General features: G+C 59.8%; 10 protein-coding genes and 1 pseudogene. 2 read left to right on the forward strand and 9 right to left on the reverse strand.

Features of this window, described 5'->3' with window-relative positions; all coding sequences use genetic code 11:
• Positions 1 to 178: 178 nt before the first annotated feature.
• Positions 179 to 1,567, forward strand: coding sequence for an amino acid permease (locus tag AC6I6U_RS23970; protein ID WP_497878492.1), 1,389 nt, complete (start codon positions 179 to 181; stop codon positions 1,565 to 1,567).
• Positions 1,568 to 1,739: 172 nt separating this feature from the next.
• Here the strand turns inward: AC6I6U_RS23970 and AC6I6U_RS23975 are convergent, their stop codons facing one another.
• From AC6I6U_RS23975 to AC6I6U_RS23985, 3 genes are all read right to left on the reverse strand, one after another.
• The gene (locus tag AC6I6U_RS23975) at positions 1,740 to 2,897 is read right to left on the reverse strand and encodes an alkene reductase (RefSeq protein WP_497878493.1); all 1,158 of its coding nucleotides are present in this window, start codon (positions 2,895 to 2,897) and stop codon (positions 1,740 to 1,742) included.
• Between the two features lie 72 nt (positions 2,898 to 2,969).
• Positions 2,970 to 3,650 carry a type 1 glutamine amidotransferase domain-containing protein gene (locus AC6I6U_RS23980; protein ID WP_497878494.1) on the reverse strand — a complete coding sequence of 227 codons (681 nt, stop codon included), beginning with the start codon at positions 3,648 to 3,650 and terminating at the stop codon, positions 2,970 to 2,972.
• 172 nt (positions 3,651 to 3,822) lie between these two features.
• Positions 3,823 to 4,047, reverse strand: coding sequence for a hypothetical protein (locus AC6I6U_RS23985; RefSeq protein WP_497883162.1), 225 nt, complete (start codon positions 4,045 to 4,047; stop codon positions 3,823 to 3,825).
• Between AC6I6U_RS23985 and AC6I6U_RS23990 the strand changes: the two are divergent.
• Positions 3,994 to 4,284: pseudogene (locus AC6I6U_RS23990) on the forward strand (integrase core domain-containing protein); the annotation flags it as partial. The gene AC6I6U_RS23985 and the pseudogene AC6I6U_RS23990 sit on opposite strands and share 54 nt — an antisense overlap.
• A 64-nt stretch (positions 4,285 to 4,348) precedes the next feature.
• Here AC6I6U_RS23990 and AC6I6U_RS23995 read toward each other — a convergent pair.
• From AC6I6U_RS23995 to AC6I6U_RS24020, 6 genes are read right to left on the reverse strand one after another with little or no spacing between them, the layout of a single operon-like run.
• Positions 4,349 to 5,563, reverse strand: a complete 1,215-nt coding sequence (locus AC6I6U_RS23995) for a cupin-like domain-containing protein (protein ID WP_497878495.1) — start codon at positions 5,561 to 5,563, stop codon at positions 4,349 to 4,351.
• Complete coding sequence (locus AC6I6U_RS24000) at positions 5,505 to 6,185, reverse strand: MBL fold metallo-hydrolase (protein WP_497878496.1); 681 nt, start codon at positions 6,183 to 6,185, stop codon at positions 5,505 to 5,507. The genes AC6I6U_RS23995 and AC6I6U_RS24000 overlap by 59 nt, the downstream gene beginning before the upstream one ends.
• Positions 6,182 to 6,403, reverse strand: coding sequence for an MbtH family protein (locus AC6I6U_RS24005; protein WP_497878497.1), 222 nt, complete (start codon positions 6,401 to 6,403; stop codon positions 6,182 to 6,184). The genes AC6I6U_RS24000 and AC6I6U_RS24005 overlap by 4 nt, the downstream gene beginning before the upstream one ends.
• Positions 6,400 to 8,010, reverse strand: coding sequence for a cyclic peptide export ABC transporter (locus AC6I6U_RS24010; RefSeq protein WP_497878498.1), 1,611 nt, complete (start codon positions 8,008 to 8,010; stop codon positions 6,400 to 6,402). Before AC6I6U_RS24010 ends, AC6I6U_RS24005 begins: the two co-directional genes overlap by 4 nt.
• 2 nt (positions 8,011 to 8,012) lie before the next feature.
• Positions 8,013 to 17,294, reverse strand: a complete 9,282-nt coding sequence (locus AC6I6U_RS24015; RefSeq protein WP_497878499.1) for an amino acid adenylation domain-containing protein — start codon at positions 17,292 to 17,294, stop codon at positions 8,013 to 8,015.
• Positions 17,291 to 18,160 carry a phytanoyl-CoA dioxygenase family protein gene (locus tag AC6I6U_RS24020; RefSeq protein WP_497878500.1) on the reverse strand — a complete coding sequence of 290 codons (870 nt, stop codon included), beginning with the start codon at positions 18,158 to 18,160 and terminating at the stop codon, positions 17,291 to 17,293. Before AC6I6U_RS24020 ends, AC6I6U_RS24015 begins: the two co-directional genes overlap by 4 nt.
• Between the last annotated feature and the right edge of the window lie 3 nt (positions 18,161 to 18,163).

Genomic DNA, 18,163 nt, shown 5'->3' on the forward strand with positions numbered 1-18,163 from the left:
CGCTAAAACAGGACACGATCACCATGACTCAACTCACTTTCGTAGCGCTGCTTGCGCTCACCCCTCGAACACGCAGACGGATCGGGCACAGGCCAGGCAACGCCTGACGCTCCACTCCCTCGGCAGGACCGCAAACCGGATCTGCCGCACGCCTACTTCTTGTACCTGAGGGTCTGCAATGGCTTCCCATACTCCTGAGCGCTCGCTCAAAAAAGGCCTGTCCGCGCGGCAGGTTTCGATGATCTCGATTGCCGGCATCATTGGCGCCGGCCTGTTCATCGGTTCGTCCAAGGCCATCGCCACGGCGGGGCCGGCCATTCTGCTGTCCTACGCGATGACCGGCCTGCTGGTGCTGCTGGTGATGCGCATGCTCGCCGAAATGGCCATCTCCAATCCCGACAGCGGCTCGTTCTCCACCTACGCCAGCGAAGCCATCGGTCCCTGGGCCGGCTTCACCATCGGCTGGCTGTACTGGTGGTTCTGGGTGCTGATCATTCCGGTGGAAGCGATTGCCGGCGCCGACATTCTCCATGCCTGGTTTCCTCTGCTGCCGTCGTGGGCCTATGCGCTGTTGATCATGGTGGTGCTGGCCGGTACCAACCTGGTCAGCGTCAGCAACTTCGGTGCCTTCGAGTACTGGTTCGCGCTGGTCAAGATCATCGGCATCGTCGGCTTCATCGTGGTTGCCACACTGGCGGTGTGCGGGGTGTTCCCGCTGGCGCCGCAGGTGTCGGGCATCGGCCAGATCTTCTCCAACGGCGGCTTCATGCCCCATGGCTTTGGTGCCGTGCTGGGCGGCGTACTGATCACCATCTTCTCGTTCTTCGGCGCGGAGATCGTCACCATCGCCGCCGACGAAACCGAGAACCCGCAGGCGAAGATCCGTCGCGCCACCAACCTGGTGGTGTACCGCATCGCCCTGTTCTACCTGTGCTCGATCTTCTTCGTGGTCGCCCTGGTGGCCTGGAATGATCCGCGCCTGGTGGAAGTGGGCTCGTTCCAGCGCGCACTGGAGGTGCTGAATGTGCCAGGCGCCAAGCTGATGGTCGACATCGTGGTGTTCGTCGCCGTGACCAGTTGCATGAACTCCGGCCTCTACACCGCCTCGCGCATGGTCTACTCACTGGCCAGCCGTGGCGACGGCCCTGCCGCCGTGCGCTATATCTCGCGCCGTGGCGTGCCGGTGGTGGCCGTGAGCATCTCGACCCTGGCCGGTTTCGTCGGCTGCGGCATCAACTTCCTGTTCCCCGGCCAGGTGTTCGGCTTCCTGCTGTCTACCACTGGCGCCATTGCCCTACTGGTGTACCTGGTGATCGCCGTCTCGCAACTGCGCATGCGCCGCCGCGCCGACCGCGAAGGCCGCCAGCTGGAACTGCGCATGTGGCTGTTCCCGTGGCTCACCTGGCTGGTGATCGGGCTGATCACGCTGGTCTTGGGCTACATGCTGTTCAGCGAATCGTATCGCTACGAGACCCTGATGACCGCGGCGGTCGCGGGGGCGATGCTGATCACCGGCCTGCTGCGCCAGCGCTCGGCGGGTGTGTTGCAGGCAGTGAGAAACAGTTGAGCCGCAACCGCCACGGGGCCTGGGCGCAACGTCGCATCTCGACGTCCTGCCCATGCCCCGTGGCGGGTTCCAGGCGAACCGGCGGCTGTACTCAGAAGGTTTGGTGAGGCGGCCGGGATCGCTTGCTCGTAGGCGCCGGTGATCAAGACCACTTTTCCTTCGATACCTGTATTCATGCGAGTGCCTCGTTCCGGGCCTGGGTTTCAATGGCGCTGTAGCGCGGGTAGTCGATAAAGCCTTGTTCGCTGCCACCATAGAGGCCGGCGGACTGCAGCGGGTTGAGCGGCCAGCCGTGGGCGATACGTTGCGGCAGGTCGGGGTTGGCGATGAACGGCCGGCCGAAGGCGATGAAGTCGGCCAGGCCCGCCTCGACCATGCGCGCAGCACGTTCCGCGGTGTACAGGCCGGCATAGAGGATGCGGCCACTGAACGCACTGCGCACGGCGCGGCGGAAGGTTTCCGGCAAGTCGGGGGCATTGGCCCAATCGGCCTCGGCGATCGACAGATAGGCAATGCCGATGTCTTCGAGGACCTTCACGGCGGCCAGGTAGGTCTGGTGCGGATCGTCTTCAACGAAACCGATATAGACACGATCCTCTTCGGTGCTGGTGAACAGCGGTGCGAAGCGCACCCCCACCCGCTCCGGCCCGGTCACGGCGCTGACGGCCTGCACCACTTCGCGCAGGAAGCGCAGGCGGTTGTCGAGGGAACCGCCATAGGCGTCAGTGCGCTGGTTGGCGTGGGTGGAAATGAACTGGTTGACCAGGTACCCATTGGCCGCATGGATCTCGACGCCGTCGAAGCCTGCCTCCAGGGCGTTGCGTGCGGCCTGGGCATAAGATTCGACCAGTGCCTGGATCTCGGCAACGCTCAGCTCTCGCGGCAACGAAGGCTGGACCAGTTCACCGGTACCCGGTGCAGTTTCGATGAAGGCCTTGACGTTCTGCGCCTGGATTGCCGATGGCGCGACCGGTGCTGCGCCACCAGGTTGCAGGGCGTGGTGGGACACCCGGCCAACGTGCCACAACTGGGCGAAGATCACGCCGCCCTCGGCATGCACGGCGTCCGTCACCGTGCGCCAGCCATCGATCTGCGCCTGGCTGTAGATTCCGGGGGTCCAGGCATAGCCTTGGCCCTGGGGTTCGATCTGGGTCCCTTCGCTGATGATCAGCCCGGCGCTGGCGCGCTGCTGGTAGTAACGAGCCATCAGCGACGTCGGTACATCGCCAGACTGGCCACTGCGCTGGCGCGTCAGGGGCGGCATGACGATACGGTTCTGCAGGACCAGCGGCCCCAGGGTAAGCGGTTGGAACAGAGACGGGTGGTGCATGCTTGGCATCCTTCAAATGGGTAGTTCAGGGGCGGCGTGGCTTGCACGCCGCCCAACGGCGCGGACTTCTCGTCAGCCGTTCAGTTGGGCAATCAGCACCTGCGCGGCTTCGCTCGACGATGCCGGGTTCTGCCCGGTGATCAACAGGCCATCGCTGACCACGTAGGAAGCCCAGTCGTCCCCTCGGGAATACAGGCCGCCATGTTCCTTGAGCATGTCCTCAACGAGGAAAGGCACTACCTCGGTCAGGCCGACCGCCTCTTCTTCACTGTTGGTAAAGCCGGCGACCTGTTTGCCTTGAACCAGCGGCGTGCCGTCGGGCTTTTTCACATGGCGCAACACGCCGGGCGCATGGCACACCAGCGCGGCAGGCTTGCCCTCGGCCAGGAACGCCTCGATCAGGCGGATCGAGTCCGCGTCTTCGGCCAGGTCCCACAGCGGACCATGGCCACCTGGGTAGAACACGGCATCGAAGTCGGCCGGCGACACGCTGTCCAGCCGTACGGTGCGAGCCAGTTGAGCGGTGGCCGCGGCATCGGCTTCGAAACGGCGGGTCAGCTCGGTCTGGAACGCCGGCTCGTTGCTTTTCGGGTCCAGCGGCGGCTGGCCACCTTTCGGCGAAGCCAGCACCACTTCGGCATGGGCGTCGAGAAACGCGTAGTACGGCGCGGCCAGTTCTTCGAGCCAGAAACCGGTTTTACGACCGGTGTCGCCAAGGGTGTCGTGGGAGGTCAGTACCATGAGGATTTTCATTTGCGTGTCCTGTTTCTTGGAGAGTGGAATGTTCAGTACAGCGACAATCGAATAGACCGGTCGTCTAGTAGTGGCTGTCATTTTTTTGCGCGCCGACCGCAGGATTCAGATCAGGGAATGAGGGTGAGCAGGCAAGTTGCACCACGCGGCACGCAAACGCGTGCCGGCCCGGTCACTTCAGGTTGAGGATTTGCCGCGTGACGGCCAGGGCAGTGTCGAAAGGCCGGGTGTTGCGGGCGATCTTGACCATGACACTGGCGCCGACCCAAAGCTGGTAGAGACTCTGAGCCACCGCGTAGGGCTCCCCGGCAATGCTCAGCGAGCCTTCGGCCACACCGGCTTCGATCGTGGCAGCCAATACTGCGCGTACGACTACCAGGCCTTGCTTCGGCGACATCGAATCGTGCCCAGCCATTCACGTCCGGGGAACTGCTGGGACAACGCCGCGATGGAGAGCTTCTTCCGTTCGCTTAAAGCTGAGCGGGTGTACCTAACTCGCTACGCCAGCTACCAGGAGGCGAAAACCGACCTGTTCGACTACATCCGCTTTTACAATCACCGCCGTCGCCACTCGACGTTGGGCTATCTCAGTCCGATGGAGTTTGAGCGGCGAAATGCGAGCAGTAGCTCTTAACTACCTGTCCACCAGCTCCGGGACAGACCAATCGAGGTGTCCGGGATTAGTTGACCACTACAGCCTACCCCTCCTCACTGTTGGAAATTTCCGCTATACGCTGCAATACCCTGTCGATTGAAGCGGCTTCAATGCGTTGGGAAAAAGAGGCCCACACCTCCTCCCGCATGAAACGATTGACTGACATCACCAGGCCATTGCTGTGTACTGTGTGAAACCATCCGGCGGGGAGGACAAGCAACTCGCCAGGCTCAAGGGTGACCGATAACAGTGTTGCCTGCCGGGCCAGCGGGAACTTGACAAAGTCTGGCTGGAACGGATCGAAGCAGGCCAATTGGAACATGTTGAAGCATGCTCCAGGATACAGAGACTCCGCCGCCTCAGGCGGCGCTAACAGAAAGGTCTTTGCGCCGACGACCTGCCCTATGAAAGCATGCAGAAAATCCCGATGCAAACGGGTGCACGCCGCCTCATCTCGACGCCCCATCCATAACTGCGCACGACTGAAGCAGGCTGGCTTGAGTAGCGGAAGCGTAAATGCCTCGGACATCGGCCCAGGCAACGCGCACCCGCCACTGTAGATCGAAATGCCCTCCCCCCCAAGTGCGTCCTGAATCAGCGAATCGATGGTCGATATATTCAGTGACGCCCCCAGAACGTCCGCATCCAGCCCCACCAGAGGCAATGGACCAAACTGCTCACGCAACGGCTCCAGCGACATCTGCCAGCCACCTTCGCCTAGCATGGAGGTCAGAACCAGAGGCACGCCGAAATGCAGCGCCCAGAGCAACCCCGACGAGTCTATCGTCGCACGACGACAAATCTGCGGTTCCAGGCGCAGCCGACTCTGCGCATGCCGCTCAACTTCACACAACCGCGCGGGCCCGGTAGCCCCCTCCCCGTGCGCGGCCAGTGCGACCAACGACAGTAATGCCCGATCACCTGACATCTGTGCGCCACAACGCAGCGGTTGTTCTGGATGCTCCACAAAAGCCAGGAACATCTCCTCAGTCATCCCAATACGGGCATCCGGCTTATTGTGTACGCCAGGGTGAAACTCAATGGCATCGTTTAATACTGCATGAAAGCGCCCTTCAGCCTGATCGCCCACGATGAACTGAACGATTCCGCCGCGATGTCCCGGCCGAAAATTCCGTGTTGCTCGCCGGATAAACGTCTGCTTGAACTCGGAGAACAAAGGCATGATCAAGGAATTGTCATCAGACGAGGCCGGCACGTGCGGCCACATCGCTGAAGAAGCGCTGGCGTGCGCCAGCATTCGCAAAGCTGACTGAACATGCAGGTTCCACTGCAAGTGTGGTCGCATATAGCACGTCAAAGTCGTAGCTTGCGAGCATCGACAACGACTGAAGCAATTGCGACTTCCCTGACTTCATGGGGAAAGCGGTCCATTGCTCCCCGTCGTAGCCTACGATATCCCCTGCGAACAAAGCGCGTTGGCCATCCACCTCGACAAGAAAACAGGTGCCTCCAGGACGATGGCCAGGTGTAGGAATCACCTGGACATGGGCGAACAGTGGGTGTTCGCGAAAAGGAAATGCCTTCACGTGCTGCACACTTTTGCTCACATCATCCAGCTCAGGCGCACTGCAATACGTCCAGGCGCCAAAATGTTCGTGAAGCACATCGCAATGGTTGCTTTTCAGGTGCATATCGCCCAACAACTGCGCACTGATGCCCCCCCTCTCCCCTATCGCCTCGAAAGCACGATCAATGCCCGCTCCCTTGGCGAAACAAGGAAACAACAGATTGCCCTCAGGGTGCACGACAAAAAAGCTGCAGTACTTGGTCGACGTCACCTTAGAGGGCTGAACACGAAAGACAGAAGACGCCAGCGCAGTCATCCCCGACGCTGCCAATGCGCCATCGCCGCTACTCACGAGGCGCTGCTCGTGGCATTCTCCAGGGCCTTGCGCAAGCTCAGTGGGCGCATATCAGTCCAGGTTTTCTCGATGTAATCGAGGCATTCAGCCTTCTTTCCCTGTACACCGACCGCCCTCCAGCCTGCCGGCAGTTCCTTATAGTATGGCCAGATGGAATACTGCTCTTCGTGATTGACGACAACAGTGAACTCCGCATCTTCCTGATCCCAGCTCATTGCAGCTTCTCCTCGATTTGAGTGACCTTCAGGTCCTTCATGTGAATAACAACATCGGCGGCAAAAAAATAATCGGTGTCGTGCGAGACCACAATGACGATTTTCCCTCTCGCGGCCAACTCCGGCAGAAATTGCCGGTAGAAGAGATCACGATAGCCTTTGTCCTGATCAGCGGCCCACTCGTCAAAAAGGCATACAGGCTTGTCTTGCGCGACTAGATTAAGGAGCGCAAGGCGCTTGCGCTGGCCTTGGGACAGACGTGGGGCCGAACGCCATCCGCTTGCCGCTGACAACTTGTCATCGAGCCCCAAGCGTAGCGCCCACGATGCGAGATCCAGATCAACTGCGCTGTCATGGCCGTCATACGGCAATACAAAAAAATCACTGAAGATCGCACTGGTACGGTGCCGCAGCGCTGCTGTCATATCGGATTCAACCTCAACACCGTCGAGCAGAACACGGCCCTCGCTGGGGGCGTACAACCCCGATAACAGCTTCGCCAGGGTCGTCTTCCCCGAACCGTTACCGCCGGTGATGAAGACGACTTTACCGGGCCTGAGCAGCAGGTCGATCGGGCCCAGGCGAATGCCCGCCTCTCCCGGTTCTGCCGGATAATCAAAGCATACCCCACGCAGCGCCAACGTGTGGTTGCGGGGCACTGGCAGGTCGCTACCCACACCCGCTGAAGAGTTCACCTCCAATTGGGCGAGCCGACCGAGCGCAACCTTGCCAGCCAGCACCGTGGGCACCAGCTCCATCAACGCCATGATAGGGGCGCGCAACAGCAGCAGCACGAGTGCGTAGGTCGTCATGGTGCTTGCCCCTTCAATCGGCACGTAATGCGGAAGGACCGCCACCACCGCCAGCAGCAGGAAGAACACCAGATTATTCCATTGTACCGTTACGCTCCACAGCGCCCCACTCGCCCGCTTGCGTGAGGCCAACTGCGAACTGAGCGGTGCAAGCACACTGGAAACAAAGTGCTGCCGACGGGGTGTGTTGAGCCGGAACTCCTTGGCCCCCTCAACCATGGCACGGTACAGGTCCTGCATCTGATCCTCCAGCGCACGCACCTCTCGTAGCGCACGACCGGTATGAGACGATGCGTAGCGGGCGATGGCGATCCCCACAAACAACACCAGAGCCACCAATGCAAAATGCCCGGGCGACAGCAAGAGCAAGTATCCAAGTCCAAATACCACCAGACCGATGCAAACCACACACATCGGCAACGTACCCAGCGCCGTTGAGGCTTTGGTCACGTCATCCGAGAGCATGGCATAAATACGCGAAATGCCGTGTTGCTCGTACTCCCGGTAAGGCAATTGAAGAATGCGCTGCGCCACATGGAGCCGCATTTCGTGTACGACGCGGACACCCAAATGCCCAAGCGCCAGCTGAGAACTCAACCCCCCCAAAATACTGATTGCCAATGCAGCCAGGAAAATGCGCCAAGAAAAGTCGGGCCCCGTCCCTCCCTGCGCCAGGACCAGAGCAATTTCTCGAATGGCTACAATCACTGCACAGGAAGACGCGAGCCCGGCGATTACGCAAAAAATCAGCCACAAGGCGCGCTCACGGGATATGAATAGAACTCCACTGTGCATGCTTACTTATCCTTTTGTATCGTCAAAAATTGGTACTCCAGGACAGGGTCCAGAGTTCGCAGGATCCAGGCAGCCACGTCCTTCGCCCAGGGTTGAACCAGCATCTCGTAGTGATGCGCATCGAGTACTGCAAGGTGCGCCAGCCGTTGTTCGGGCCAACCGGCAGAAGCTCGGTGGTTGGTCGGTCGTGCACTCTCAATCAGAGCGATACGCGACTGCGAGGCGGGCATCGTTCCGTGCGCAGCGGCCTGCAAGGCAGCCATCGATAGTGAGAACAGTTCAGATCTCGCTGCGTCATCGCCATTGCCTGGCAACAGCCCGCCCCCCATCTTGAACTCAAAGGCGTTCCATTCTTTGTCTGCTGCGCCTTGCAGGCTGCGTGCGATGACGCCCGCCTCAGAACTGTCAATCAGCAATGAAAGGTTGAGCGCAGAGGGTCTTTGCTCTCGATCAACGTCCGGTAGACACGCAGCAAGCGTGCCGCCAAAAGACCAGCCGCAGGGCACAAAGGTGGTAATACCGGCCTGCACGATGTCATGGACCAACACCCGGCACAGCGCCTCGATCGTGTGGTCCTGTCCTTGATTCCAGCGTTGCAACACGGGCAGTGTCAGCGCCACCGTATAGAGCGCGCCGGGCCACGATGACAGCTCCTGCATCAGAGCGGCATAACAAGTGCCGTCGGCGCCGGGGGGAGCAATGAAAACAAGCGCAGGTACGGCGCTGTTGCCGGCGTTCCAGAGCGTCACGGCATCGCCATCGGCCGGATCGTCCGTCGTTGTCTCTGGCCGCTCAATGCGTGCGGCGAACAGCGACAGCGTCTGGTGATGAAAGATGTCCTTCACCCTCAAGGTCGTACCGAAATGCTCGTTGACGCGGCGCAGCATCTCCACGGCCTTGAGCGATGAACCACCGTAATCGAAGAAGCTACGTTCTGTATCTTCGATAGGCACCTGCAACACCGACGCCCAGATCCCAGCCAACTGATGAGCCACGGTACCGGCTAATGGTCGCAGTAAACGATCAGGTACCGCCTCTGCCATCGCTTGGCAGAGCAGGAGCTGAGTACGATCCAGCTTGCCATTGGCCGTCATGGGCCAGGTGTCGATGAAGTGGATTGCACTCGGCACCATGTAGTAAGGCAGGCGTTCAACCAAATATTGGTGGATCACCGCCAACTCCAGCACTGCTGAAGCGGACAGCTCGACATAAGCATGAATGGCATCATGCCCCTCATGCTTGAGCACAACAGCAGACTTGACCTGCTCCAACCCCTGGAGCGCCTGTTCCACCTCACCGAGTTCAATACGATGACCGCGCAGCTTGACCTGACTGTCCTGTCGCCCAAGAATCCATAGCGTGCCGTCGGCGTCACGCTTGACGCGGTCCCCCGTACGGTAAAGCCTGGCGCCCGCCTCGAATGGATGTGGCACAAAGCGCTCAGCCGTGAGGGCCGGTGCACCGAGGTAGGCATTCGCCAGGCAACCTCCGCCAATGAACAACTCCCCTTCCACGGCATCCGGGCAAACCTGGAAATCATCGTTCATGACATAGTAGGTGGCCGTCCCAAAGGCTCGGCCATAAGCAACTGCCTGCGCACGGCCCATCTCAAGTGCGCCCTGTGCATCACCGATAGGGTGATGGTTCGACCAGATCGCTGCTTCAGTCGCACCACCCAACGCATGCCAGTGCGCATTGGGAAAAGATACGCAGCCAGCTGCAGGCAGTTTGACCGGGATCCGATCACCACTGAGCATGATCAGCCGCAATGATTCGCAGCGGTAATCCGAGCCGATCCCCTCGCCCCCTGATAAGGCGAACTGCAACGCCGCAGGAGCAGAGTCCCAGATCGTCACGCCCCAATAGGTCAAGTAGGACGCAAGAATGACAGGATCGGTCAGCATGCCTTGATCAGCAATACACACCGTGGCCCCGGTAGCCAAGGTGCCATAGATGTCGTAAATCGATAGATCGAAACCGACGGAAGCACACCACAGCAATCGATCACTGGCGGTCACACCAAAGCGGGTATTGATCCACTCGATCGTAGAGCAAGCCGCCGCGTGCCCCATCACCACCCCCTTGGGAACCCCGGTGGAGCCGCTGGTAAAGATGACATAGGCTGCACCTGCAGCACTGTGCAATGAATTCACCCGCTCGACGCTTTCGGCGGCCCAATCCTGTCGGGCAACCACCAGCCCCACACCTGGGCGGTTCAGGGATGCCGCGCGCACGCTGAAGTCGTACAGGTGCGAAAGCTCCAACGGTTGTGCCGCACCCGACAGCAATGGAGCGAGAATCGCCTGGGTTGAAATCAACCGCTCAATCCCATGACGCTTCACAATTGCGTGTAACCGCAATGGCGGAACCTGGCTGTCGAATGGCACAAGGCACCCTCCAGCCTTGCTCACAGCCAGCAGCGCAACAATCAGGGTCTCATTGCGTTCCAGGCATACGGCAACCTGTTCACCCCATTGCAGGCCATCTCGCAACAAACGCCGCGCCAGCTGATTAGCCTGTGCTTCAAGTACCCCATAGCTGAACGTTCCAGCCGTGGTCATGACGGCAATGGCAGCAGGCGCCAGCAATGCCTGACGTTCAAAACCATCGGCAAGCCGCTCATCTTGCACCGCAGGTCGAACGCTGACCTGACGCATGCATTGCTGCGTTTGAGCAGTCGGAAAGGCGGCAATAGGAGCCTGCAGCTGTAGGCGCATCAACGCCAGGCAATGGCGCAAGTGAGCACCAAAACGAGCGATGGAGGCAGGTGCATACAACTCACTCTTGTAGTCGAACGTCACCCATAATCCGTCCTGCGTCTCGTTGCAGTGGCAGGTCAAATCAAATTGAGCCCCACGGTTTCCGCCCTGCGATGCGACCCAATGCAGGCCCGTTGTCTCGGTGGCCGGTACCGAATCATCCGTATAAACGAAAGCCAGTTGGAACAGCGGGTGGTAACCCGGCACACGCTCAGGCTGCAGCCTTTCGACGATTGCATCAAAACCGGGTGGCTGATGGCGAAAGGCTGCGCCGCACAGCGCACTCACGTTGACAATAAAATCGGCCAGCGTATCGGTAGCTGCAAATCGCGTGCGGATGACCAGCATGTCGAGGAAATACCCCTGCATCGTGAGCGTAGACAGCGCCCGGCGATTGGTCACCGGCGTACCGATGCACAGGTCGCGACTGCCGGTGTAGTGGTACACCGCCAATTTGAACAACGCCAACAGCCCTGTAAAGCGCGAGACCCCAAGCTGAGCCAGCGCATGGCTGATGTCATCCCACTCCTGCCTGGCAATCAGCAGGGCATACGCAGCACCTGAGTGGCTGGCCAAAACTGGCCGCGGCTGATCGGTGGGCAGTGACAAGCGCGCTGGCGCGTTGGCCAGTTGCGTTTGCCAATAGGCCAGGTGTTTCTGGTAGGCCGATTGAGAACTGCAGTGTCGGTCTGAGGCGGCATAGTCGACATACTGCAGTTGCGGTTCAGCCAAACGCCCAGGCTGCGCATATCGCTGGCTGATTTCACGTGTCAGTAATTCAATCGACTCTGCATCCGTCACGATGTGGTGAAGAACGACCGCAAGCAGCCACTTATCCTGGGTCAGACGAACCAAACGGACCTGCCCGAGCCCTGGCTGAGACAGGTCGAAGTGATGGGCAGCCTGAACCTGTCGACATGTGGCTTGCCGCTCGTGTTGCTGCTGTGGCGTCAGCATGGACCAGTCGTCCAGCGCCACCTCAATGCACGCTCTGTCTGCGATGCAAGCAACAACGTCGCCGTCTCGAAAGTGGAACGAGGTACGAAAAACCTCATGGTTATCCAGACACCCCTGCACCGCCTGCAAAAGACGTTGGGCATCCGTCGCCCCCTGCACGTGCAGCATGATGGACACGTTGTGGTGGGTACCGGGCTCAAACTGCTCCAGAAACCATAGCCGCCGCTGCGCCCTTGAAACAGGCAGGTCACAACCGTCTCTGCGCGCCACACGCTCAATAGGCCCCGCAGCATCAGGCAGTGCCTGAACACGCACTAGCCTGATAGCCTCATCAGCAAACTCCGCAAAAACAGGAAACTCGAAGATACACGCTAATGGCAGTGCGAGGCCGGTAGACGCTTCAATGGACGCAAGCATGCGCAGGGCCAATAGCGAATGCCCACCCAGGACAAAGAAATCATCGCTCTGGCCCAGCTCCTCCACATCCAATGCCGTACACCAGGCCTCACGCAATGCATGCCAAAGCAGATCCGTGGACACAGCCGATCCGTGCTCGTGCGTGGCTCGTTCTGGCGCCATCGAGGCAAGCAACTGCAGATCGACCTTGCCGTTTGGGGTCAGTGGAAGCGCATCGAGTCTGACAAAACGATTGATGATTCGACCATAGGCCAAGGGCCGTGTACGGGCTACACGAGAACGGAACAGACGCCGCAGGCTGGACTCATCAAAAGATGCCCCGCCCTCAGGCACGCAGAACGCCACAACGCAGGTATCACCCTCGGCGTCTCCCGGCGTGATGGGCAGCACAACTGCATCACGTACCCCCTGGCAGGCACGGATATCGGTCGCAAGCTCGTGGAAGTTCACCCAGATGCCTCGCAGCTTCTGCACCCCATCAACGCGCCCCAGGTAAGTCACCCCACCTTCGGCATCCACTCGCCCAGTGTCTCGCGTACGGTACATACGTGCGCCCGGCACATCCGAGAACGGATCAGGCACGAAGTGTTCGGCTGTCAGCGCTGCTCTCCCACTGTAGCCGTGTGCAAGTCCACTGCCTCCAATGCATATTTCACCGACCACCTGCTCAGGGGTTTCACCTCCCATGGCATCCAGCACATACATGGACACATGAGGCTGAGGGCGTCCGATACGGACTGTTGCGACTGCGCCCCCGTCACGTCGGATATCCTCGTAGCTGGCGTAGATCGAGCACTCTGTCGGCCCGTAGAGATTCATGATCCGACGCGTTTGTGTCTGATCAAAAATGCGTTGAACCAGTTCAGGCGGCAAGGCTTCGCCCGCCACGTTCAACGTGATCGCCCCCAACGGAAATCTCCCCTGTTCTAACAGAGCCCGCGCCTGCGAAGGGGTGCCACTGACGCAAGTGAGTGGAGGTTGCCCCTCATGGGGGGCAAGCAGATGGTCCATGAGCACTGCACATCCGCCCAAGGCCCAGGGTACGAACATCTCGAACAGAGAGACGTCAAATCCCAGCGAGGTGGCCAACGTGCTGTATTGGTAGGTCTGAGCATCGTAGGTCTCACAGGCCCAGGCGACGAGTGCAACGATGCCCTCGTGCGGTACGGTCACATACTTGGGCTGCCCCGTTGAGCCTGAGGTTCGAAAGATGACTGCCGGTGACTGAGGATGAAGGGCTGGGCTGGTCTGATCCGTATCATCCGATGCCAACAGCGATTGGACAGACAACACGCGTAACGCGTAGGGCCGCATCCCCACCGGATCGGAACCCACCACAAGCGCATCAAGCCGGGCCTGCTGAGCCTGCTCGCGCCAAACCTCAAGACTCATATCGGCCTGCATCGGACAATAGGCGGCCCCTGCGCGCAGAATTCCCAATAGACAGACAATGGCTTGAGACGAACGGGGCAGGCACAGGCCAATCCGAGCCCCCGGGCCCAGCCCCAGGTTGCGTAGCGCAGCAGCAACACGTGCAGCAGTCGCATCAAGCTGCGTATAGGACAGCGTCGTCAGGCCATCCAGGAGTGCAGGCTTGTCGGGGCTGTACTGTGCCTGTCGGTGTACGATCTCCCAAAGCGCCTGCACGCCAGCCAAGCTAGAGTCAGACAGCGCAGCCGTGGGGCGGGGACGCATGCTGCGCACCTGCAAGGTGTGCCAGGCCGCCTGCGGACGCTGCGCCCATTGCTCCAGGACTGCGCGATAATCAGCGCCCAGGTGCTCTATCAATGTCGAATCAAGCAGGTCTTCACGAAATTCCAACTCGCCATAGGCCACGCCTTCTGCCAGCGTCAATGTACAACCCAGCTTGAATTTCGCCTGCCGGCTACGCTGTCGAACGCCCTGCAAAACAAGGTCACCTGGAACCGATGACACCCCTGGCAAGTCCTGGAACCCAAACATCGTCTCAAACAGCGGTGAAGCGTCCAGATGCCTCTGCGGTTGCAAGGCCTGAACCACAGCTTCGAACGGTGCCTTCGCATGCGAGAGCGCCTGGTTCACCGTCTCTTTGGTCGCTAGCAGCACAGACTGCAGCGAAGCGGATGACTCGATGCTCAAGCGCATCACCACCGTATTCACGAACAGTCCCACGATCCGATCAGTGCCCACCTGGTCACGGTTCGCCACCGGTACACCAATGCTCAGGTCACATTGCCCGGTATAGCGCGAAAGTACCGTGGCAAAACCTGCCAGCAGAATCGTGTAAAGCGTTGCATTGTGAGAGGCGGCGATAGCTCCCAACTGCTTGCATAACGGGGCTGGTAGCTGAAAGGTGCATTGCCCCCCCTGGCGCGAAACACCTGTTCTGCACTCACGCTCAGGTAGCAACAGCGCAGGGTTGGCACCGACCAGTTGCTCACGCCAGTAGTTCACATCACTCTCGACAGCTGTTTTGAGCGCATCCGAGGCTCTCCAAGAGCAATAATCACGGTACTGGCCTATCAACGCAGGCAGCGCCTGCTCACCTTTGTACAGGCGCATCCAGTCGTCAAAGAGCACACCCAGGGACCATCCATCCGCCACGATATGGTGAAGCGTCAAATACAGAAAATGAATGGCAGGATCGCGCGTGCGCACCAGCAGAGCACGTGTCAGCGCTCCCTTGCACAGATCAAAGGGTTCATCGAGTGCGTACGTGATCGATTCAGGAGGAGACGATTGGGGCCCCGGCAAAACGTCCCAGAATATCTCATTCAGCATCCCGCCATCGGCAGGCCCAATGCACTGTCGAACTCCGTCACCGGTCTCCAGAAAGAACGCCCTAAGCTGTTCATGTCGACGAACGAGAGCCTCAAACGCACGGCCCAGCGCTGTTGCATCCAACGGACCGACCACCCGGTAGGCGTTTTTCAACACATAGCGATCTGACGGGCCAAGCAGGCGGTCCAATATCCACATACGCGCCTGCGCATCGGAAACAGGATAAGACACCCGTCCGTTAGCCTCGACCAAGGCCTGATGGGCGCTGTGTGCCTGCGGCTGTTCATACCAGGGTCGAACGACCTCAAAGGCCGGTCCTTGGGCGACCAATGCGGCAAACCGGGCTGCGGTACGGGCCTCAAACAACTGGCCCAGTGTAAAGCGGCTCCCAAAGCGTAGGTTGGTTTGGGCCACAACCAGTGCCGCCGTCAGCGAATTGCCGCCAGCTGCGAAAAAGTCATCATGGAGACCCAGGTTTGAAACCCCCATGGCCTTCGCCCAGATGGCTAGCATATCGACCTGCTGCGGGTTGCTGGGCACCTCCGTGTTGGCAGGCGATTGCAAGTCCCGACCAATGCGCCATAGCTCCTCAAGATCAGGAACACCCGCCACAAGCTCGCATACCCAGGGCACGATACGGAACCTGGCCGGCACGCAATGCTCAGGCACCGATGCAAACAGATGCCGACGCAAGGCAGGGAGCCGGAACTGCTCCGTGTCCACGACCAGGTGCATGACCAAACCCCGCGCATCATCAGAGGTCAGCAGAGCCTGGTGAACGGTCGGCAACGCTTGCGCGCATCCTTCGACCGCCGACACATCGATCGGCTGATCCACCTCATGGAATGCAGTTCTTGCCTGCAACGGCTGGATACGCCCATCAGCTTTTTGGCGGGCCAGCGTTCCAGTGCTTATCAGTTCAGCGTCCTGAAGACGCCACAGTTGGCCCACAAAGCCAGTCGGTACGCAGGCCCCCCATGCATCTCTGATGCAAAGCTCGGATAAGGTACGGCTGGCCTGAACAAACCCAAGCTTGTGTACAGGTGCTCCAGGCTGCGCGACTGCATCAGCCAGGATTTGCAGGTACGTGCTGTGCCAGACCTCAACGGTTTCGGCATCGAAGAGGTTGGCGTCGTACTCGAACAGAACCTCCACCCCCTCCTCTTTCTCAAAGGCAGTGACCTTGAGGTCATAGGCCGACCCGGTGTCGAGACCTCCAAACTGCTCAAGCTCGGCATCACCGATGCGCAAACGTCGGCCCGAAGCAGCCATGAATGAGAACATCACCTGAGTGAAAGGAACACGCGCAGGGTCCCTCACCGGACACAGGCGATCAACCAGGTACTGAAACGGAACCGCCTGACGCTGCATACCATCGAGTGTCGTCTTCATCACCCGGGCAACGAAATCGCTGAACGGTTGGTCGTGCTGGATATCAGAAACCAGAACAATGGTATTGAAAAAAAGCCCCACCGTCTGATCAAAAAAACCGTCATCGCGATTGGCAACCAGTGTCGCCACCGGCACGCGAGAACATAGGGAAAGTCGCCACAACAGCACCTTGTAGGCGGCCAGCATCACCGGGAACACGGTACTACGCGCCTCTCGCCCCATCTGTTTGAGCAGCGGCACAAGTTCGGCGGCGAGCCTGCCACTGACGGTGGCACGCTTCTGTAGCGGCACGGTGGGGCGCGGCCGATCAGTGGCGATGGGGAATCGTACGGGCAACGCCTGAAGCAACTCGGTCCAGTAGGCAACTGCCTTTTGCCCCTCCTGAGACTGCAGCCACGCTTGCTGGCGCCGGATAAATTCAAAGTAAGGGGCAGGCCGCTCGATTGGTGAACCCAGCCCTGTGTAGCGCGCCATCACATCCTGCTGCAGCAGCCCCATTGACCAGTCATCAGCCACCAGGTGATGCAGAGTCATCAGCAGATAAGTTTCATCAGGGCGCGTACGCACCAATGCCACACGAAACAACGGCCCCGTGGTCAAGTCAAACGGCGCCCGGGCGAAGCGGGTACGCATTTCAGACAGCTGGGCCTGAACCTCGGCCAATGGCAGTGCAGACCAATCATGCACCGGGCAATCACTGTGCATGACACGCTCAATCCGCTGGGCCACGCCCTCTGCGCTATCGGCAAACGGCACCAATCGGACATGCAACGCCGGATGTGCGGCCAAAGTCTGCGCCAAACTGTGCGAGAGGCGCTCCAGATCTACCGTGCCACGCAGCACCAACACATCGGTCATATGAAAGTGCCAGGGCTGAGGATCGACCTGCATCGCGCGATACATCTGCCGTTGCCCCCAAGTGAGCCCCCCCTGCCATGAACCGTTCGCCTGGAAAGAGGCATCAGGCAACACCACCACTGCTTGATCATTCGCGCTCATGGGATAGACCGGAAGTTGTCGGCTAGGGTTTGCGGGCTCGACAGCGCCCAGGACACGGGGTCACCTCGCTGCGCCAGACGGCGCTCCTGACGACGAAAGTAATCAGCACCAAACCCCGGTGAGGTAAACATGCCGTAGTACAACCAACGCTGGCCCTCCGTGAATTCACCGGCCCGGTGGTAACCACGCGTGTCGGCGAAAACAAGCGTGCCAGAAGGTCCGCAACAGGAAGTCGACATCGTCTCCAACTGCGTATTGTCGATAACCCCACGGCTGCCGCGTTCACTTCGATAATGCGTCCCACGGGCGTAGCGCATGGCTCCGTTGCGTTCTCCCACATCCTCGAAATAGACGAAGACGCGCAAGACCATGGCGTCGCAGACGCCGTCACGATGCCAGTTTCCGTTTTCCGAACGATTGGAGTACTCATTCCTGAAGACAGCGTATTTGCGCAGTTGGGCGAACATCCCGAAATAGGCGTTCACAATTTCTAGAATGGGTGCCTGACAGGCAAAGCGGGCAAAGATGCTCTGAGGGTCAAAGCGGGGGTACGAGCCCAGCACATTGGACATGAAGGCGTAGGTCCTGGCTTGGTCAGAACCTGCCGGTACACTGCTTTGACGTCTGGTTTCGACATACAGCGCGCGCTCGCGCAACTGGGCAAAAAGCGACTCCATCCCTGCGAAACGGTCAACACGGGTCATCGCCAGACCGCTTTGATTGAGCGCCTGCAATACCCGCCGACCTTCGTCGCACAGCACGCCTTGATAATCACGGTATTCGCGCGTGGCACGCCGGTTGAGCAGGTTACGGTACAGATAGTCACATTCAGCGACCCTGTGGAGCAGTCGATTGGTGATACGCAAGTG

Source organism: Pseudomonas sp. UTLPPB19802 (genome assembly GCF_059730225.1).